This window comes from Leisingera sp. ABM4_060 (assembly GCF_056158765.1).
In genome coordinates, this window is record NZ_JBSWTX010000001.1 from 2,513,603 (window position 1) to 2,532,893 (window position 19,291).

18 protein-coding genes are annotated in these 19,291 nt (G+C 63.8%); 11 read left to right on the top strand and 7 right to left on the bottom strand.

The genetic code is table 11. The annotated features are described in order from the left end of the window. Positions 1 to 267: 267 nt before the first annotated feature. Positions 268 to 1,056: a 23S rRNA (adenine(2030)-N(6))-methyltransferase RlmJ gene (locus tag ACXAEH_RS12105; protein ID WP_475033076.1), complete on the bottom strand. Its 789-nt coding sequence runs from the start codon at positions 1,054 to 1,056 to the stop codon at positions 268 to 270. 119 nt (positions 1,057 to 1,175) lie between these two features. Here ACXAEH_RS12105 and ACXAEH_RS12110 point away from each other — a divergent pair, with 119 nt between their 5' ends. The 7 genes from ACXAEH_RS12110 to ACXAEH_RS12140 all read left to right on the top strand — a co-directional run bounded on the left by ACXAEH_RS12110 (position 1,176) and on the right by ACXAEH_RS12140 (position 8,801). Beyond that, complete coding sequence (locus ACXAEH_RS12110) at positions 1,176 to 1,958, top strand: lysozyme family protein (RefSeq protein WP_475033078.1); 783 nt, start codon at positions 1,176 to 1,178, stop codon at positions 1,956 to 1,958. Between the two features lie 230 nt (positions 1,959 to 2,188). Next, positions 2,189 to 3,235 carry a rod shape-determining protein gene (locus tag ACXAEH_RS12115; protein ID WP_039134955.1) on the top strand — a complete coding sequence of 349 codons (1,047 nt, stop codon included), beginning with the start codon at positions 2,189 to 2,191 and terminating at the stop codon, positions 3,233 to 3,235. Positions 3,236 to 3,285: 50 nt separating this feature from the next. Further along, a complete protein-coding gene (gene mreC, locus ACXAEH_RS12120) occupies positions 3,286 to 4,227 on the top strand; it encodes a rod shape-determining protein MreC (RefSeq protein WP_475033080.1) in 942 nt (313 codons plus the stop codon). After that, on the top strand, positions 4,220 to 4,759 hold the full coding sequence (locus tag ACXAEH_RS12125) for a rod shape-determining protein MreD (protein ID WP_475033081.1): 540 nt from the start codon (positions 4,220 to 4,222) through the stop codon (positions 4,757 to 4,759). The genes mreC and ACXAEH_RS12125 overlap by 8 nt, the downstream gene beginning before the upstream one ends. After that, the gene (gene mrdA / locus ACXAEH_RS12130) at positions 4,756 to 6,702 is read left to right on the top strand and encodes a penicillin-binding protein 2 (protein WP_475033082.1); all 1,947 of its coding nucleotides are present in this window, start codon (positions 4,756 to 4,758) and stop codon (positions 6,700 to 6,702) included. Before ACXAEH_RS12125 ends, mrdA begins: the two co-directional genes overlap by 4 nt. Next, positions 6,699 to 7,850, top strand: coding sequence for a rod shape-determining protein RodA (rodA, locus tag ACXAEH_RS12135; protein WP_475033084.1), 1,152 nt, complete (start codon positions 6,699 to 6,701; stop codon positions 7,848 to 7,850). Before mrdA ends, rodA begins: the two co-directional genes overlap by 4 nt. An 18-nt stretch (positions 7,851 to 7,868) precedes the next feature. Further along, a complete protein-coding gene (locus ACXAEH_RS12140; RefSeq protein WP_475033086.1) occupies positions 7,869 to 8,801 on the top strand; it encodes a 2-hydroxyacid dehydrogenase in 933 nt (310 codons plus the stop codon). A 134-nt stretch (positions 8,802 to 8,935) separates the two neighbouring features. Here ACXAEH_RS12140 and ACXAEH_RS12145 read toward each other — a convergent pair whose 3' ends face one another. Beyond that, on the bottom strand, positions 8,936 to 10,951 hold the full coding sequence (locus ACXAEH_RS12145) for a M3 family metallopeptidase (protein ID WP_475033087.1): 2,016 nt from the start codon (positions 10,949 to 10,951) through the stop codon (positions 8,936 to 8,938). A gap of 110 nt (positions 10,952 to 11,061) precedes the next feature. On the opposite strand from ACXAEH_RS12145, the gene ACXAEH_RS12150 reads away from it, so the two are divergent. Continuing rightward, positions 11,062 to 12,270, top strand: coding sequence for a trans-sulfuration enzyme family protein (locus tag ACXAEH_RS12150; protein ID WP_475033089.1), 1,209 nt, complete (start codon positions 11,062 to 11,064; stop codon positions 12,268 to 12,270). Positions 12,271 to 12,374: 104 nt separating this feature from the next. On the opposite strand, the gene ACXAEH_RS12155 is transcribed toward ACXAEH_RS12150, so the two are convergent. From ACXAEH_RS12155 to ACXAEH_RS12175, 5 genes are all read right to left on the bottom strand, one after another. After that, complete coding sequence (locus ACXAEH_RS12155) at positions 12,375 to 13,415, bottom strand: HesA/MoeB/ThiF family protein (protein ID WP_475033090.1); 1,041 nt, start codon at positions 13,413 to 13,415, stop codon at positions 12,375 to 12,377. Then, the gene (dut, locus tag ACXAEH_RS12160; protein WP_475033091.1) at positions 13,415 to 13,870 is read right to left on the bottom strand and encodes a dUTP diphosphatase; all 456 of its coding nucleotides are present in this window, start codon (positions 13,868 to 13,870) and stop codon (positions 13,415 to 13,417) included. Before dut ends, ACXAEH_RS12155 begins: the two co-directional genes overlap by 1 nt. Positions 13,871 to 13,907: 37 nt before the next feature. After that, complete coding sequence (gene coaBC / locus ACXAEH_RS12165; RefSeq protein ID WP_475033093.1) at positions 13,908 to 15,104, bottom strand: bifunctional phosphopantothenoylcysteine decarboxylase/phosphopantothenate--cysteine ligase CoaBC; 1,197 nt, start codon at positions 15,102 to 15,104, stop codon at positions 13,908 to 13,910. Positions 15,105 to 15,343: 239 nt separating this feature from the next. Beyond that, on the bottom strand, positions 15,344 to 16,180 hold the full coding sequence (locus ACXAEH_RS12170) for a ChaN family lipoprotein (RefSeq protein WP_475033095.1): 837 nt from the start codon (positions 16,178 to 16,180) through the stop codon (positions 15,344 to 15,346). Further along, entirely contained in the window at positions 16,177 to 17,055 is an 879-nt protein-coding gene (locus tag ACXAEH_RS12175; protein WP_475033096.1) for an RNA polymerase factor sigma-32, read from the bottom strand. The genes ACXAEH_RS12170 and ACXAEH_RS12175 overlap by 4 nt, the downstream gene beginning before the upstream one ends. A 283-nt stretch (positions 17,056 to 17,338) precedes the next feature. On the opposite strand from ACXAEH_RS12175, the gene cobU reads away from it, so the two are divergent. Genes cobU through ACXAEH_RS12190 form a run of 3 tightly spaced genes read left to right on the top strand, consistent with a single transcriptional unit; the run spans position 17,339 to position 19,177 of the window. Continuing rightward, the gene (gene cobU / locus ACXAEH_RS12180; protein ID WP_475033098.1) at positions 17,339 to 17,857 is read left to right on the top strand and encodes a bifunctional adenosylcobinamide kinase/adenosylcobinamide-phosphate guanylyltransferase; all 519 of its coding nucleotides are present in this window, start codon (positions 17,339 to 17,341) and stop codon (positions 17,855 to 17,857) included. Next, entirely contained in the window at positions 17,854 to 18,435 is a 582-nt protein-coding gene (locus ACXAEH_RS12185; RefSeq protein ID WP_475033100.1) for a histidine phosphatase family protein, read from the top strand. The genes cobU and ACXAEH_RS12185 overlap by 4 nt, the downstream gene beginning before the upstream one ends. A gap of 58 nt (positions 18,436 to 18,493) precedes the next feature. Then, positions 18,494 to 19,177: a glutathione S-transferase gene (locus tag ACXAEH_RS12190; RefSeq protein ID WP_475033101.1), complete on the top strand. Its 684-nt coding sequence runs from the start codon at positions 18,494 to 18,496 to the stop codon at positions 19,175 to 19,177. Positions 19,178 to 19,291: the final 114 nt, after the last annotated feature.

The window sequence follows — 19,291 nt, forward strand, 5'->3', positions numbered from 1 at the left end:
TTTTCATGCGAGCCTTCAGGCCTTGTTCTGGAAGACGGCAGGCACTCCCGCCCCTGAAGGTGCCTAGCGGCACCTTCCAGGGTTGGGCCGGGCGCCGCGCAACGCGCGGCGCGGACCCGCCTGCCGCTGCTGAACCGTCCCTGCCCCCGTGGCAATACCTCCCCGCCCGAGGCGCGCCGGGCGGCAGCCCGGCGCCTGGCCCAAGGCCGGAGGGGTCATCATTGATGATCCTGCCGGGCGCGGGAGCTCTCCGCTTTTTCCGCGCTTTCAGGCGACTGCCGAAAACAGATCCGTCAAACGCTCTGCTTCTTCGCCCGCCCCAAATGGCGCGTTGACCACAAACATGCCCGATCCGACCATCCGGTGCCCCTCGCGCGCAGGCGGGAAAGAGACTTCGTGGCGCAGCGCACCCGGCAGCGCCTGCGCCTCCAGCGCCTTCAGCATTTGCCGGTGCGTCCCGTCTTTCAGGACCGGATACCACAGCGCAATAACCCCCACGTTCCACGTCTTGTGCAATTGGCCGATGATGCCGGGAATGCGGGCGTAGTCGGATTTGATCTCATAGCTCGGGTCGATCAGCATCAGGCCGCGGCGCGGGGCCGGCGGCACCAGCGACATTGCCAGTTCAAAGCCATCCTGCTGGTGCACCTTGGCTTTCCAAGGCTTCAGGGCCGCCCGCAGCGCCGCGTTCTCCTGCGGGTGCAACTCGGCGAAATGCATCGAATCGCCTGGGCGCAGCAATGACGCCGCAATCAAGGGAGAGCCGGGATAGGCGGCTTCCCCATGCCGGTTACGTGTCTCCGTCAAGGCCCGGTGCAGCGGATGGTCCGCAGCAAGCGACTGCCCTGCCAGAACCCGGGAGATCCCCTGCTCGGCCTCGCCTGTCTTGACCGCCTCAGGCGCGTCCAGCTGGTACAGTCCCCGCCCTGCATGGGTCTCGATGTAGCTGAGGGGTTTGTCCTTGCGGGTCAGATAGGCCAGCATCCAGGCCAGCAGCGCGTGCTTCTGAACGTCTGCCAGGTTTCCGGCGTGATAGATGTGCTGATAGGAAAGCATGCTTCCCCTCTAGCCGCATTTGCCAGGCTGCGGAAGAGGGGCCGGCTGCGGGGTAAACGGTTTCTCAACCCGGCTAAGGCAGACTGCAGCCGTTCCACTGTTGCAGAATGCAGGATCCCATGCCCCTCAGAACGAGCGCCGTTGCCTTTGTCCTTACATGCTTGGCCCTGTGTCTGTGCGCGGCTGCAGCCGTCAGCGCGCAAGGGTATTCTCTGGTGGGCAACCAGTTCTTTCTGCATCAGGCCTCGGCACCGCAGCCCGGGCCGGCATCGGAAACGGCCCCTCAAGCGGTGGCAAGCCTGCTGCCGGACACCCTGCCCGGCGCCGATCCCGGGCGCGGCGCGGTGTCGCTCAACCCCGGCGCCGCCAGCCTGTTCCGGGGCCGCAGCAGCGGCGGTCTGTTTGCCCCCATTCTCAGCGCCCCGCCCAGCGTCAAGCAGCTGTTCGACCTGATCGCCAGCGCCGAGGCCGGCAAGGCGCAATATGACGCCGTGCAATATGGCGCCAAGCGCAAGCCGCCGAAGAAGCCGACAAGCATGACCATCGCCGAGATCAACGCTTGGATCGATGCGACCCCGGGCCAGCCGCATGCCATCGGCCGCTACCAGATGATCCCTGCGACCCTCAGGCGGCTGGTCAAGCATCAGGGCGTGAAACCCCAGGCGCGCTTCTCGCCCGAGCTGCAGGACCAGCTAGCGCATCAGCTGGTTGAGGAAGCGGGCTACAGCGCGTTTCTGCAAGGGGAGATGCCGCGCAAAACCTTCATGCTCAACCTCGCCAAGATCTGGGCAGGGCTGCCGACGTCCAGCGGCGAATCCTATTACGAGGGCTATGCGGGCAACAGCGCCAGCCTGACGTGGAGCCGTTTCAACGCCGAAATGCAGCGGATCTTTCCCAGCTGACGGCGGTGCCCCGGCGCCGCAGCGTGGCGCAAGTGCCGCGGAGCCTCACCGCTGGCCGGGAACAGCTAAGGAACGCGGGCGTCCCGTGCCCCCACGGACTGGGCGGAAAGGCGCTGTTTCACCATAATACGCCCTTTCGCGGCCCCCTTGTGCCGCTTATAAGGTTTGCGACGCGGCTTCCTTGGAGTCGCCCCAAAGGTCTACGGCAGCTTTTACAGGATCCCTTCTATATGGCGCTTTTCGGAAACTTAGGCGGTCTGTTCTCGTCGGACATGGCCATCGACCTCGGCACAGCCAACACCCTGGTTTATGTCAAGGGCCGCGGCGTCATCCTGTCCGAGCCGTCGGTGGTTGCCTATCACGTCAAGGATGGTGTCAAGAAAGTGCTGGCCGTGGGCGAAGACGCCAAGCTGATGCTGGGCCGCACCCCCGGCTCGATCGAGGCGATCCGGCCAATGCGCGAGGGGGTGATTGCCGACTTCGACACCGCCGAGGAGATGATCAAGCACTTCATCCGCAAGGTGCACAAGCGCTCGACCTTCTCGAAACCCAAGATCATTGTCTGCGTTCCCCACGGCGCCACCCCGGTTGAAAAACGCGCGATCCGCCAGTCGGTTCTGTCCGCAGGCGCCCGCCGTGCCGGGCTGATTGCCGAGCCGATTGCCGCTGCTATCGGGGCCGGCATGCCGATCACCGACCCGACCGGCAACATGGTGGTCGACATCGGCGGCGGCACCACCGAGGTAGCCGTCCTGTCGCTGGGCGACATCGTCTATGCCCGCTCGGTCCGGGTGGGCGGCGACCGTATGGATGAGGCGATCATCAGCTACCTGCGCCGCCAGCAGAACCTCTTGGTCGGGGAAGCCACTGCCGAGCGCATCAAGACCTCCATCGGCACCGCCCGGATGCCCGACGACGGCCGTGGCCAGTCGATGCAGATCCGCGGCCGCGACCTGCTGAACGGGGTGCCCAAGGAGATCGAGATTTCTCAGGCGCAGGTTGCCGAGGCACTGGCTGAACCCGTGCAGCAGATTTGCGAGGCGGTGATGACCGCGCTGGAGACCACGCCGCCGGATCTGGCTGCCGATATTGTCGACCGCGGCGTTATGCTGACCGGCGGCGGCGCACTGCTGGGTGACCTGGACCTGGCCCTGCGCGAGCAGACCGGCCTGGCGGTGTCGATTGCCGACGAAAGCCTGAACTGCGTGGCTTTGGGAACCGGCAAGGCGCTGGAGTTCGAAAAGCAACTGGCCCACGCCATCGACTACGACAGTTAACAGCCCCTGCCCGCGAGAACAGCGCCAGCTGAGCGGCTGGAAGGAGAGACGTGGCAAAGGACCGGTCACAGCGCGAAGATTACGCCACCCCGCTGCGGCGTTTGCTGACAGTGGTGCTATGCCTGTGCCTGTTTGCCGTCTTCGTTATCTGGCGGATCGACAGCCCGCGGGTGGAGCGCTTCCGGGCCCAGGTGGTGGACAAGGTGGTGCCCAGCATGGATTGGGCGATGGTTCCGGTGACGGCTGCGATCAACCTGGTGCGCGATTTCCAGAGCTACCAGCGGCTGGCCGAGCAGAACCGCGAGCTGCGCAGCGAATTGCGTCAGATGCGGGCCTGGAAGGAGGCCGCACTGCAGCTGGAGCAGGAAAACGCCCGCTTGCTGGATCTCAACAACGTGCGGCTTGATCCGCAGCTCACCTACATCACCGGGGTGGTGATGGCCGACAGCGGCTCTCCGTTCCGGCAATCGGTGCTGCTGAATGTGGGCAGCCGCGACGGGGTGCATGACGGCTGGGCGGCAATGGACGGGATCGGGCTGGTCGGCCGGATTTCCGGCACCGGGCGTGACACAGCGCGGGTGATCCTGCTGACCGATGCCGCCAGTGCAGTGCCTGCCGCCATCCAGCCCTCGGGACAGACCGCGCTGGTGACCGGCGACAACAATGCTGCTCCTTTACTGAGCTTTCTGGAAAACCCCGACCTGGTGCGCCCCGGCGACCGGGTGATCTCCTCCGGCGACGGTTCGGTGTTTCCGGCCGGGCTGCTGATCGGCCAGGTGGCCAAGGACCGCTCGGGCCGGATGCGCGTCCGCTTGTCCGCCGACTATGAACGGCTGGAGTTCCTGCGGGTGCTGCGCCATCACGGCACACAGGTGATTGAAGACCCTGGCGGGCTTGTCGGTGCAGTGCCGGGCGATCCGGTGCCGCAGCCGCGCCCTGAAGGTCTGGGCGGCGGCAGCGCGGAAGGCACCGCCGAGGCGGGCAATGGCTAACACCTCGCCCGCCCGAATCTGGACCATGCGCCTGGCCTTCCCGGCTCTGGCGCTGCTGATCATCTTCTTTCACCTGCTGCCGTTGGACACCGCGCCGCGGTTCTGGGCACCGCCGGATTTCCTGCTGCTGCTGGCGATGGCCTGGTCGCTGCGGCGGCCCGACTTTGTGCCGGCCCTGTTGATTGCGCTGGTGATGCTGCTGGCGGATCTGCTGTTTCTGCGTCCGCCGGGCCTGCTGGCCCTGCTGACCGTGCTTGGTTGCGGGTTTCTGAAGGCGCGCGCCGCGCCGCACCGCGAGAGCACCTTCGCCAGCGAGTGGCTGGCGGTGGCATTGGTGCTCAGCGGCATTGCCACGCTCAACCGGCTGGTGCTGGTGCTCTTTGGCGTGGCGCAGTCGCCGCTCAGCCTGACGGTGATCCAGATTGTGATGACGATCCTTGCCTATCCGCTGGCAGTTTGGGTCAGCCAGTCTATTCTGGGCGTGCGTAAACTTTCCCCTGCTGAAGCCGAAACCCTGATGAGCCGCCGATGAAACGCAATTCCAAGGATCAGGACGCCTCGCACGGCAAGATGACCCGCAGGGCGCTGTTTCTAGGCGGGCTGCAGCTGGCCTTTGCCGGCGGGCTGGCGGCCAGGATGCGTTTCCTGCAAGTCGATCAGGCTGATGAGTTCCGGCTGCTGGCCGAGGAAAACCGGATCAATTTCGAGCTGCTTCCGCCTGCGCGCGGCCGGATATTCGACCGCAACGGAAAGGTCATCGCGCAGAACTCGCCGTCTTACCGGATCGTGATCGTGCCCGAGAACACGGATGACATCGAACTGGCGATTGCCAAGCTGCGCAAGCTTGTCGATATCCCGAACGAGGATATCGCAGACGCCCTGAAAGACATCAAATCCTCCAAACCCTTTCACCGTATCACCCTGTCCGATCAGGTTGCATGGGAAGACATTGCCAAGGTTGCGGCCAACGCCCCGGCCCTGCCCGGCATTGAGCCAGACGTCGGCTTGACCCGGGTCTATCCGCAGCTCTCGGATTTTGCCCATGTGGTAGGCTACGTCGGCCCGGTGTCGGACTATGACCTGTCCAAGATGGAGGCGCCGGACCCGGTCCTGCTGACCCCCCGCTTTCAATTCGGGAAGGTCGGATTTGAAGCCAAGCTGGAAGAGCAGCTGCGCGGCAAGGCCGGAACCAAGCAGGTGGAAGTCAACGCCTATGGCCGGGTCATGCGCGAGCTGGGACGGCGCGAAGGCGAGGCCGGCGCCGATATGCAGCTGACCATCGATGCGGAGCTGCAGAACTATGTGCAGGCAAGGCTGGGCCGCGAAAGCGCTGCCGCCGTAGTGATCGATTGCGAGGACGGCGGCATCCGCGCGATCTGCTCCTCCCCCAGTTTCGACCCCAACCTGTTTGTTCGCGGCATTTCAGTGGCGGATTACCGGATGCTGACCGAGGACAACTACCGCCCGCTGTCCAACAAGACGGTGCAGGGCACTTATCCCCCTGGCTCCACTTTCAAGATGGTCACCGCACTGGCGGCGCTGGAAGAAGGCGTGATCGGTCCGGAAGAAACCGTCTGGTGCCCCGGCCATTTGAAGGTGGCAGGCCGCCGGTTTCACTGCTGGAAACGGGGCGGACATGGCCATGTTGACCTGAACACCTCGCTGAAACGGTCCTGCGACGTCTACTACTATGACATCGCCATCAAGACCGGTATCGACAAGATTTCGGCGATGGCCAACAAATTCGGCCTAGGCATCAAACACGATCTTCCGATGTCAGCAGTGGCGCAAGGGATAACGCCCACCAAGGATTGGAAAGAACGTTCCTATGGCAAGGACTGGCTGATCGGCGACACCGCCAATGCCTCCATCGGTCAAGGTTACATGCTGGCCTCGCCGTTGCAGCTGGCGGTGATGTCGGCACGGCTGGCAACAGGGCGCAGTGTGATGCCCCGCCTGCTGAAATCCATCGACGGTCTCGAGCAGCCCAGCGGCGCAGGCGAACCGCTGGACATCAGCGAGAACAGCTTGCGCATGGTGCGCAAGGGCATGTATTCCGTCAGCAACGACCGCCGCGGCACCGCCTACCGCTCCCGCATCATCGGTGACGGCATGCGCATGGCCGGCAAGACCGGCACCAGCCAAGTCCGCAACATCACCGCAGCGGAACGCGCTGCCGGGGTGATCCGCAACGAGGACCTGCCCTGGGAGCGCCGCGACCACGCGCTGTTCGTGAGCTTTGCGCCCTATGACATTCCGAAATACGCGGTGGCAGTGGTGGTGGAACACGGCGGCGGCGGTTCCAAGGCGGCGGCCCCGATTGCCCGCGACGTGATGCTGCAGGCCCTGTATGATGGCACCCCGCCGCTGGAGGCCTACCCCAAAGCCGACCGCAGCCGCATCAAGGCACAGCAGGAGCGGCTGGAACGAGAACGGGTCAAGCGGCCGCTTGGCAGCCGGAGCAGCCGTGCATGAGCTATCTAGAATACCATGCCAAATCGACGCCCGCCGGCCTGCGCAAGGTCCTGCATCTGAACTGGGGGCTGCTGCTGCTGCTGATCACGGTCTCCAGCGTCGGTTTTCTGATGCTGTACTCGGTGGCCGGCGGGTCCTTCTCTCCCTGGGTGGAGCCGCAAGTGAAACGTTTCGGCCTGGGCCTTGGCGTCATGTTCGTGGTTGCCATGATCCCGATCTGGTTCTGGCGGAATGTCTCGGTGCTGGCCTATCTGGGTTCACTGGGGCTCTTGGTGGCGGTGGAGCTCTTTGGCACCGTCGGCATGGGCGCCCAGCGCTGGATTGATATCGGCTTCATGCGGCTGCAGCCATCGGAGGTCACCAAGATCGCACTGGTGATGCTGCTGGCCGCCTATTACGACTGGCTGCCCGCCGAGAAAACCTCGCGGCCCCTGTGGGTGCTGCTGCCAGTGGCGCTGATCCTGATCCCAACCGCGCTGGTGCTGAAACAGCCCGACCTTGGCACCTCGATCCTCTTGATGGCGGCAGGCGGCGGTGTGATGTTCCTAGCAGGCGTCCACTGGGCCTATTTTGCGGCAGTGATCGCAGCCGGCGTGGGGCTGGTCAGCGCCGTGTTCCAAAGCCGCGGCACCGAGTGGCAGCTTTTGAAGGACTACCAGTTCCGCCGCATCGACACCTTCCTGGATCCTTCCCAGGACCCGCTTGGCGCCGGCTACCACATCACCCAATCCAAGATCGCACTGGGATCGGGCGGCTGGTCCGGACGCGGCTTTATGCAGGGAACACAGTCGCGGCTGAACTTCCTGCCGGAAAAACACACTGACTTCATCTTCACCACCTTGGCGGAGGAGTTCGGCTTTATCGGCGGTTTCACCCTGTTGTTCATCTACATGCTGATCATCCTGTTCTGCATTGCCTCTGCCATTGCCACCAAGGACCGTTTCTCCTCGCTGGTGATCCTCGGCATCGCCATCACCTTCTTCCTGTTCTTCGCGGTGAACATGTCGATGGTGATGGGGCTGGCGCCAGTGGTCGGCGTGCCGCTGCCGATGGTCTCTTATGGCGGCTCGGCGATGCTGGTGCTCCTGGGCGCCTTTGGCATTGTGCAAAGCGCCCATATCCACCGCCCCCGGCAAACCTCACGCTAAGAAACCCAGGGAGTTTTCATGACCGTCAATGTCCTGTTTGCAGGCCGCGCCGATGGCTGGCCGATTTACGAGCCGCTGTTGAAGGCGGAGCTGGCGCAGCTGGGCGTGGACGCCAGCCTGCGTAATGATTTTGCGCCGGAAGAGGTGGACTACATCGTCTACGCCCCCAGTGGGCCGGTCAGCGATTTCACACCATATACCCGGTTGAAGGCGATCCTGAGCATGTGGGCCGGGGTAGAGAAAATCGTACCCCTGGCCCCCGCTGATGTGCCGCTCACCCGGATGGTGGACAGCGGGCTGGAGCAAGGCATGACCGAATGGGTGGCGGGCCATACGCTGCGCTATCACCTCGGCATGGATGCCCATATCCAAGGCCAGAACGGGGCCTGGGAACCGAAAGCGCCGCCGCTTGCCAAGGACCGCCGCGTGACGGTTCTGGGCCTGGGTGCCCTGGGAACCGCCTCGGCCAGGGCGCTGGCGGCGCTGGGGTTCCGGGTGTCCGGCTGGAGCCGGACCCAAAAGGAAATCGAAGGCGTTGCTTGCCTGGCCGGGGCAGACGGGTTGCGGGCTGCACTTGCGCAGGCAGAGATCGTGATCCTGCTGCTGCCGGATACGTCGGCCACGGAAAATACGCTGAATGCACAAACGCTGGCGATGCTGCCAAAAGGTGCCAGGATCATCAACCCGGGCCGCGGACCGCTGATTGATGACGCGGCCCTGCTGGCGGCGCTGGACAACGGCCAAGTGGGCCACGCGACCCTGGACGTGTTCCGCATCGAACCGCTGCCGCCTGAACACCCCTATTGGGCACACCCAAAAGTGACAGTCACGCCGCATATCGCATCAGAGACCCGGGAAAGCACAGCCGCCGAAGTCATTGCCGAAAACATCAGCCGCTTTGAGGCAGGCCAGCCGCTGCTGCATCTGGTCGACCGCAGCCTTGGGTATTAAGCGGGGGCTTTGCCCCCCTGCGCCTTCGGCGCATTCCCCCCAAGAGTATTTTCAGCCAGAAAGAAGCGGAAAACCTGTTGCTTCTTTCTGGTCTTAAATACTCAATTCCAAGACTGCGCCCTACGGAACAGCTGCTATTCTGCTGCCAGCCCGCGGCCTTTCAACAGCGCCCCAACCCCAGGCAACCGTCCGCGGAACGCGGTGTAAAGCTGTGCCGGGTCCACGGAGCCGCCAGTGGAAAGGATGTGCTCTTCCAGCGCCTTGGCGCGCTCTGCGTCAAAGGCACCGCCGGCCTCTTCAAAGGCGGCAAAGGCATCGGCATCCATCACCTCGGACCACATGTAGCTGTAATAGCCAGAGGAATAGCCATCGCCTGCAAAGACATGAGCAAAATGCGGAGTGGCATGGCGCATGATGATTGCGCGCGGCATACCAATGGCTTCGAGCACTTCGGCCTGTTTTGCCATAGGGTCGGCTGGTGCTGTGCCTTCGTGGAAGGCAAGATCCACGAGGGCCGAGGCAACATACTCCACGGTCTGGAACCCCATGTCGAAGTTGGCGGCGCCCAGCACCTTCTCCAGCATCTCCTGCGGCATTGGTTCGCCGGTCTCCGCATGGGTTGCGAACTCTTGCAGCACCTCCGGCACCTCCAGCCAATGTTCATAGAGCTGACTGGGCAATTCGACAAAGTCGCGCGCCACCGAGGTGCCCGAAATGCTTTCATAAGTCACATTGGACAGCATCTGGTGCAGCGCATGGCCGAACTCATGGAACAGGGTGCGGGCATCGTCCCAGGACAACAGCGCCGGATCGCCCTTGGCGAAGTTGCAGACGTTGATCACAACTGGCGCCTGAGGATGCGGAAATTTTGCCTGCTGGCGCATCGCCGAGCACCAGGCGCCTGAACGTTTGGAGCCGCGGGCGAAATAGTCGCCGATGAACACCGCTACGTGCCGGCCCTTCCGGGTCACCTCCCAGGCGCGGCAATCCGGGTGGTAGAGCGGCACATCCAGCGGTGCGAATTCCAGGCCGAACAGGCGGTTGGCGCAGGCAAATGAGGCCTCGATCATCCGGTCGAGCTGCAGGTAAGGTTTCAGTGCCGCCTCATCCAGATCATGCTCGGCCTTGCGGCGCTTTTCGGCATAGTAGCGCCAGTCCCAGGGTTCCAGATCGCCGTTGATGCCATCCGCCTGCATCATTGCGGTCAGCACCCCGGCATCCGCATCAGCGCGCGATTTGGCCGGACCCCAGACGTCCATCAGGAGACCGCGCACCGCTTCCGGTGTCTTGGCCATCTCGGTTTCCAGCTTGTAGGCCGCGAAACTCTCATAGCCGAGAAGACGCGCGCGCTCCTCCCGCAACTTCAAGATCTCAGCGGCGATGGCGCGGTTGTCCGTATCCCCGCCCTTGGCGCCGCGGGCGGCCCAGGCATTAAAGGCCCTTTCGCGCAGGTCGCGGCGCGGGGAGAATTGCAGAAACGGGGTGATCAGCGAGCGCGACAGGGTGACCACCGGCCCATCCTTGCCCTTTTCCTCGCCCGCGGCCCTCGCCGCGCTGACGACAAAGTCCGGCAGGCCCTCCAGATCATCTTCGGAAAGCTCCATATACCAGTCGCGCTCATCCGCCAGCAGGTTCTGGGTGAACTCAGTCCCCAGCGTTGCAAGCCGCCCCTTGATCTCCTGCATCCGGGTGTCGGCCTCCCCTTCCAGGGCCGCGCCGCCGCGGACAAAGCCCCGATGGGTCAGCATCAGAACCCGCTGCTGTTCCTCTGAGAGGTCAAGATCCTCGCGCTGGTCCCAAACCGCCTTGACACGGGCATAAAGCTTCTTATTGGCGGTGATGGCGGAGAAATGCGCCGCAAGTTTGGGGGAAAAGTCCCGCTGCAAGGCCTCGCGCTTTGGATTGCTGTCGGCGCCGGCCACGGTAAAGAAGGTGCCCAGCACCTGTTCCAGCGTACGGCAGGGTGTTTCCAGCGCCTCGATCACATTGGCAAAGCCGGGCGCCTCGGTGCTGCCGGCAATGGCATCGATCTGCGCGAAGTGGTCCTTTAGCGCCTGTTCAAGCGCAGGGGCAAAATCGTCATCGGAAAGGGACGCAAACGGGGCAATTTCAAACGGCGTGTCCCAGCGGGACAGAAGCGGGTTGGACATGTGAGGCTCTCCTTTGCCGGGAACGCTAACGGGAAAGCCGGGGGGCTGCAATTGGGCTTGCAAAGCCCGTACAGAACTGTCCAGATTTTGCGGAGCCGAAGGAGGATTCGATGGGCAAGGGCAACATCTACAAGGGCATTCAAACCACCGCGATCCATGCAGGCGAAGCACCGGATCCCGCCACCGGGGCATCTGCCCCGCCACTGCATATGTCTTCGACCTTTGTGACAGAGAATGTGGCCGGGTTCTCGGCGCATGACCTTGGTGAAGATCCGGCTTATCTTTATGCTCGCTGGAGCAATCCGAATGTGGCCGCGCTGGAAGCGAAGATCGCTGCGCTGCAAGGGACTGAGGATTGCCTGTGCACCGCGTCAGGCATGGCAGCCGCGACGGCGATCTTCCTGACCTTCCTGTCGGCGGGTGACCACGCGATCGTATCGGATGTGTCATATGCCGGGGTGGCCGAACTGGCGCGGGACACGCTGCCGCGGATGGGGATTGAGGTTTCCACCGTGAACCTGTCGGATCTTGAGGCAGTCTCCGCCGCAATGCGCCCGAATACAAAGCTGATCCATTCGGAAAGCCCGGTGAACCCGATCCTGCGGCTGACTGACCTGAAGGCGGTGGCTTCGATCGCCCGCGCAGGCGGCGCGCTGCTCAGCTGCGATGCCACCTTTGCCTCGCCGCTGGGGATGGACACCCAGGCATTGGGGGTCGATCTGGTGATGCATTCGATCACCAAATACATTGGCGGCCATGGCGATGCAGTGGGCGGTGCGGTGGCCGGGTCTGCTGAACTGATCGGCAGGATGCGGCTGGAGGCGGCGATCCATCATGGCGGCATCCTGTCGCCCTTCAATGCCTGGCTGATCTCCCGCGGCATGGGCACCCTGCCCTTGCGGATGAAGGCGCATGAGGCCGGTGCACAGGCGGTGGCGGAATGGCTGGAGGCGCATCCCCGGGTTACCCGCGTGATGTACCCGGGCCTTTCCTCGCACCCCCAGTACAGCCTGGCGCAGGCGCAGATGTCCAATACCTCCGGCATGATCGCCTTCCAGGTAGGCGATGCGGCAGCCGGGCGGGCGGTGGCGCAAAAGATGATCGACCAGCTTCAGGTCATCCACTACGCGGTGTCGCTGGGCCATCACCGCTCGCTGGTGTTCTGGATGGAGACGGCGGGGCTGATGGAGACGTCCTTCCGGCTCGCCCCAGCCCAGGAGGCGGATTACCGCGCCTATGCCGGCGACGGTATTTTCCGGCTGTCGGTAGGGCTGGAAGATGCCGAGGATCTGATCGCCGATCTGGACCGGGTGCTGTAGCAGCGGAACACTCCCGCCTCTGGTCCATGCATCAAAGATACCCGTCCCAGCGTTGGGCCGGGCCGCGCGCCTGACGGCGCGCGGCGGTTCCGGCAACATTCAGGTCAGGCAGTGCCGCAAACCGGGCAATCCGGGCGCGGCGCCAGGCGGATCTTGCGGGTTTCGCCATAGAGCCCGTCATAGATCAGCATCTCGCCGCGCAGTACCGAACCGGCGCCGGTGATCTGCTTGACCGCCTCTACCGCCATCATGGATCCCACCACGCCGGGAAGCGGGCCAATCACCCCGGCTTCGGAACAGCTGGGGGCAAGGCCAGGGGCTGGCGCCTCAGGGAAAATACATTGGTAACAGGGGCCGCCCTTGGCCGGATGAAACACGCTGATCTGGCCTTCCCATTGCGACAGCGCTCCAGAGATCAGCGGCTTGCCCAGCGCTGCCGCCGTGCGGTTGGCCAGGTAGCGGGTTTCGAAATTGTCGGTGCCGTCGAGGATCAGATCATATTCGGCAAACAGCTCTGCCGCCATGTCTTCGGACAGGCGGCGGTTGTAGGGGCGCACCTCGGTATAGGGATTCTGAGCCTGCATCGCTGCCTGGGCCGAGAAGACCTTGGGCTTGCCGATGTCTTCATCACGGTGGATCACCTGCCGCTGCAGGTTCGCGTTGTCGACCACATCGCCATCGATGATACCGATCGTGCCGGCTCCGGCCGCGGCAAGGTATTGCAGCGCAGGCGCGCCAAGCCCGCCGGCCCCGATCACCAGTACCTTGGCATGTTTCAGTTTTTTCTGTCCCGGGCCGCCCAGCTCCCGCAAAACGATATGGCGGGCATAGCGGTCAAGCTCGGTCTCGGAGAAAGTGCTGGCGGGCTGGCTCATAGGGCGGTCCTGAGGCTGGGCACGGGATTTCAGAGCCGCCACGATACGCGCATAACTTCCGGCCGCAAGCGCCAAGCCGCCCAGCAGCAGCCAGGAAGACACAGAACCGCCGGTGCCCTCGCGCAAGGGGTGCCCCGCAGGCAAGGTCAATTGAATCGCGATCACCGCCGCGAACAGAACCGCCAGCACGGCGATGCGCAGGTTGCGCGGCAGGCGGAGGTAGCGCCCGCCCCACCAGACCAGCGCCGCAAGAAAGAGGATGCGCAGCATCAGGCTGTGCCGGTAGAGCCAAAACCGCCCGCACCGCGGGCCGTGCCGGAGAGTTCATCCACGAGCTCGAACTGCGCCTGCAGCACGGGTGCCACCACCATCTGTGCGATCCGGTCGCCATGGTTGACCGCAACAGGCTCCAGCCCCGCATTCAGCAGGATCACTCCGAGCGGGCCGCGATAGTCGCTGTCGATGGTGCCCGGGGTGTTGGGCAGGGTAATGCCATGTTTCAGCGCAAGACCGGAGCGGGGCCGGATCTGCACCTCATAGCCTGCCGGGATTTCGATACGCAGCCCCGTCGGCACCAGCGCTCTTGCACCGGGGGCCAGCGTCAGCATTCCGCGATCAGGAAAGTTGGCCCGGATATCCGCACCCGCCGCTCCGGAGGTTTCGTAAGAAGGCAGCGGCACATCCCGGTCTGCGCCCTCGTCATGGATCACACGGATGGTTACCATCACGGCTCCTCTTTCATCTTGCTGAAAATACTCAAATTCACCCGGCCAGCACAGCAGCAATCCGGTCCGCGAGTCTGCGGGCCACTTCATCCTTGCCCATGCGCGGCCATTCCTCGGCACCGTTTTCCGAAATCAGGGTCACCGCATTTTCGCTGCCGCCCATGATGCCGGTGGCGGGCGAAACATCATTCGCCACGATCCAGTCACAGCCCTTGCGCTTGCGCTTGGCAGTGGCATTTTCCACCACGTCATTGGTTTCCGCGGCAAAGCCGACCACCAGCCCGGGGCGGCCCTCCTTCATCTGGGAGACGGTTTTCAAAATGTCCGGGTTTTCGGCAAACTCCAGCACCGGCAGCCCGTCCTTGGATTTCTTCAGCTTGCGGTCCGTGGCACTGGCAACGCGCCAGTCCGCCACCGCAGCGGCAAAGACGCCGGCATCTGCGGGCAAGGCTGCCTGCACCGCCGCCTCCATTTCACGTGCGCTTTCTACTGCCACCACCTGCACCCCCTCAGGCGGGCGCACCGCTGCCGGGCCCGTGATGAACACCACCTCAGCCCCCGCTGCGCGCAGAGCACGGGCCACTGCTGCCCCCTGCGCCCCGGAGGAGCGGTTGGCGATGTAGCGGACCGGGTCGATCGGCTCATGCGTCGGGCCGGAGGTGACCAGGATGCGCTTGCCCTTGAGCGGGCCCTCCGCGAGCCTGGCTGCAACCGCGGCAAGGATTTCATCCGGTTCCGCCATCCGGCCGGGACCGAATTCGCCGCAGGCCATGCTGCCTTCGTTAGGACCGATGAAGGCAGCACCGTCACCCGCCAGCAGCTTGATGTTGCGCTGGGTAGCGGGGTGCTCCCACATCCGCACATTCATCGCAGGCGCCAGCAGCACTGGCGTGTCGGTGGCCAGCAGCAAAGTGGAGGCGAGGTCGTTGGCGTGGCCTTGGGCCATCTTGGCCATCAGGTCCGCTGTGGCCGGTGCCACGACCAGCAGATCGGCGCTGCGCGACAGCTGGATATGGCCCATCTCAGCCTCGGACGTCAGGTCGAACAGCTCCTGATGAACGGGCGTTCCGGCCAAGGCAGAGACTGACAGCGGCGTGACAAATTCGGCCCCCGCCTTGGTCAGCACCGGGGTCACGCGGGCCCCCTGGTCCTGCAGGCGGCGGATCAGCTCCAGCGACTTGTAAGCCGCAATGCCGCCGCCGATGATCAGAAGAATATGTTTGCCAGCCAGCATTTCTGTACCCTTGCCCCAGCTTGCCTCCGGATTCAGGCGACTTTACTGCGCTGCAGCGGCAGAGGGAAACGGTTTTCCCACCCCTCTCAGCCATGCCTTCCGGTGTCAGCGGTGCACTCCCGCCCCCACGCGGCACGGGCCAAGGGCCCCTGCCACTGTCGGCGTTGGGCCGGGCGCCGGGTGGCGCCCGGCGCGGTTGCGTGTGAAAAGCGGCCCGCATGCAGGATTGCCCGCGCCTGTCAGCCGCTGTTCCCAAAGGCCCGGCAGGGGTCTGCACGCTCCACAGATACCGAGTCGAGGACATGGTCAAATGCACCTGCAATGCTGCCATCCTCGCCTTGCCCCAAGCTGACAACCGCCAGCGACGGGCGGGCCCTGGCGAGATAGACAGGCAGGCCGCGATCGGTTCTGGCATGACCATTGCCGGTGATCACTGCAACCGGGCCGCCCGTATCCTCCAGCGCCGCATCAACAGCCGCCGCCAGCGACGCATCGCGCAGCCGCTGAAAGTCCACCAGAACCGGCAGCATCTCCGCAGGCATGGCGTTGCAATGATTGGCCAGTTGGTCCGCCTCTCTTGCCGCCTGCTCGGCGTCCGGCAAGGGACGATCCAGACCGAACCTGGCAGCGGCACCGATACCGAAATAGACGGCCACGCCCTGCTCCAGCGCCTTGGAAGCCTCAGCTCGCGGTACCTGGGCGCCGTACTGCCGGGCGTCCCTGGCGGCAGCGAAGACCGGTGCGTAGAGGTTGAAATCCGGCCATCCCGACTGTGCCCAATCCAATTGCCCCTCCACATAGGCGGCGTCTTCCAGCCTGGCGGCATCCAGTGCGGCGGCCTGCACCTCGGTGATCATCTCCCAAACCACGGCCTTTGGCTGCAGGGCCTGCAGCAGCGCCGCCTGGTTCGCATGGTGATGCGGATTGTCATGCACCTCGCCAAGAACTGCCACATCAGCGCCGCGCAAGGCCTGGATCGCCGCCTGCAGTCCTTCGGCCCGGGCGCCGGACAGGCAAAGCGCCGCCAGAACGGCGGCGCCTGCCAGTGTTTTCAGTGTTTGAAACCGCTTTCTCATGAAAGCAGTCTGTGCACCTCACGCGATTGGCTTTCAAGGCATTTGCGCATTTTCTGAAACGCCCCGGCTTCAAGCTGGCGCACCCGCTCCTTGGACAGCCCCAGTTCCGTGCCCAGGCTTTCCAGCGTGCGCGGCCGTTCGCGCAGCTTGCGCTCTGTAATGATGAAACGCTCACGCTCGTTCAGCGCCTGCAGCGCCGACACCAGCCATTTGCGCAGCTGGCGGCGGTCGTGGCGCTCCTGCACCAGTTCTTCGGCCTGGGTGGCATCATCCTCTAGCGCGTCGATCCATTCACGCCCCTCTTCATCAGAGGACTGCACCGCGTTGAGCGAGAAATCCGCCCCCGAGAGGCGCCCCTCCATCATCTCGACGTCGCGCAGCGGCACGCCGATTTCGGTGGCGATCTTCTGGTGCAGCTGATGGCGGTCGAGGCGCATCCCCGAGACCCGCGCCTCGCGTTCCAGCTGCGCCTGCACCCTTCGCATGTTGAAGAACAGCGATTTTTGCGACGAAGTCGAGCCCGTGCGCACCATCGACCAATTGCGCATCACGTAGTCTTGGATCGACGCTTTGATCCACCATACCGCATAGGTCGAGAACCGCACCCCGCGGTCCGGATCAAACTTGTCCGCCGCCTTCATCAGCCCCAGGCCTGCCTCCTGGATCAGATCGTTCATCGGCGCCCCGTACCGCTTGAACTTGGCAGCCATGGAAATCGCCAGGCGCATGTAGGCGTTGATGAGACGGTGCAGCGACTTGACGTCGCGGTCGTCACGCCAGGCGTATGCCAGGCGCAGCTCGGTTTCCGCATCCAGCAGCTCCGCCTTCATCGCCTGTCTCGGCAATGGGTTTTCGAGTGTGTGATCAAGTGCCATGTGTTTTCCCCCCGGAAACTAATTAACAAACTGCCGCCTGGGGACGCGTATGGAACAAAGATGGGCCCGGTTCTTGTGCAGACCGGCAGCTTACATCAGCGCACTGGATACAACTCTTGGCACATCCACGGGCCAAAAACGGAAAAGCAAAATTGTATTTTGGCCCCTGCGCAGACTTTCCCGGCCTTAATAAGTGGAACCCCGGGACACTGCGGTCTCTTGTCTTCACCGGGCCCTGCGGTTACCCACAGGAACGGCTTCGGTACCTACAGGTTAGCAAAAAATGCCTGCAAATGTAACTTTTATTCTCGGGGGGGCCGCATCGGGCAAATCCGCCTTTGCCGAGCAGGTCTGCATAAACACTGGAAAAGACAGGGTTTACTGGGCTACAGCGCAAATTTTCGAGAGCGAAATGCGCGAAAAAGTGTCCCGTCATTTGCAACAAAGGGGCGCTGGATGGGTCACTGTTGAGGAGCCGGAAACCGCAACCCCGGTTCTGGGGGCGCTGACGCAGGATCAAATCTGCCTGATGGACTGCGCCACCATGTGGCTGACCAACCACCTGCTGGCCGAGCATGATCTGGAGGCCGCGCAGGCAGAGCTGCTGGCGGCTATGGACAGCTGTGCGGCGGATCTGGTGATTGTTTCCAACGAGACCGGCCAGGGCATCGTGCCGGAGAACAGGCTCGCCCGCCGTTTCCGCGAGGCGCAAGGGCGGCTCAACATCGCACTGGCCGCGCGGGCGGACACGGTGGTTCAGGTGACGGCGGGCTTGCCGCTGGTGCTGAAGGGGAAACTGTGATCACCCGGCTGTTCCTGATCCGGCACGGGCCGACCCACGCCAAGTCCATGGTCGGCTGGTCCGATCTGCCCGCAGATCTTTCCGATACCGCCGCGCTGGCACGGCTGTCGGATTACCTCCCTGCAGAGGCACTGGTTGTGTCGTCTGATCTGTCCCGCGCCGTGGAAACCGCCACCGCATTGCAGGGCAGCCGGACCCGCCTGCCGCATGTGCAAGCGCTGCGCGAGATCCACTTCGGCGCCTGGGAGCTCAGGACCTGGGCCGAGGTTGACGTCGAGGACCCGGACCGCATCCGCGCTTACTGGGAGTCTCCAGGCGATGTGACCCCGCCAGGCGGCGAGAGCTGGAATCAGGTCTGTGCCCGCGTCGACGCCGCCATTGACGGGCTGCTCGCCGCCCACAAAGGCCGCGATCTGATCGTGGTCGGGCATTTCGGCCAGATCCTGACCCAAATCCAGCGGGCGCAGATGCTGACCGCAGAAGAGGCCTTTGGCTACAAGATCGACAACCTGTCCGTCAGTGAAGTCTCGCTGGGGCCGGACGGCTGGAAAACGGGTACAATCAATCACCTGCCGTGACGGATACCATCACAAACATTCCATTTCGAAATGCAAATTGCTGCGCTAGCCTCCTGCCATGGCTTATGAAATTTATATTGGCGACCGCATGTTCTCCAGCTGGTCTTTGCGCGGCTGGCTCATGCTCGAAAAATTCTCCCTGCCCCATACTGTGCATATGGTGGGGCTCTATTCCGGAACCATGGCGGCGGATATGGCACATTTGGCCCCGGCGCGGCTGGTGCCTGCGCTGCGCACGCCTGAGGGCGCGGTGATCGGCGAAAGCCTCGCCATCGCCGAGACGCTGGCCGAACGGCACCCGGATGCCGGGCTTTGGCCTGCGGATACAGCGCAGCGTGCCACCGCCCGCTGGCTGGCGGCTGAGATGGTCGGCGGCTTCTCTGCGCTGCGCGGCGAATGCCCGATGCAGCTGGCGCATATGTACGAAGGGTTTGAAGTCTCTGACGCTGTGAAAGCGGATTTGGCACGGATCGAGGCGCTGTTTGCCCATGCCCGCACTGTTTCCGGTCAGGCAGAAGGCTGCCTGTTCGGCGCCTATTCGCTCGCAGATGTTTTTTACACGCCGGTGGCTGCCCGGATCATGGGGTACGGGCTGCCCGTCTCTGCCGAAACCCGGGCCTATTGCACGCTTCTGCTGTCTGACCCAGCGGTCCTGCGCTGGCAGGCCCAAGCGCATGAGGTCAGCTATGACCCGGAACCCTATGCTCTGAATTTGCCACGGCGTCCCTGGTCCTTGGGCTAAGTCAGCGGCCAGCGCGAAATCTGCGTGAATTCGTTGCTGGCCGCCACCTGCGTTAACGACTCGGAAACCACGATTAACAAGCATTTCTCCCTGAACCGCAGGAGGCCGGGAGAA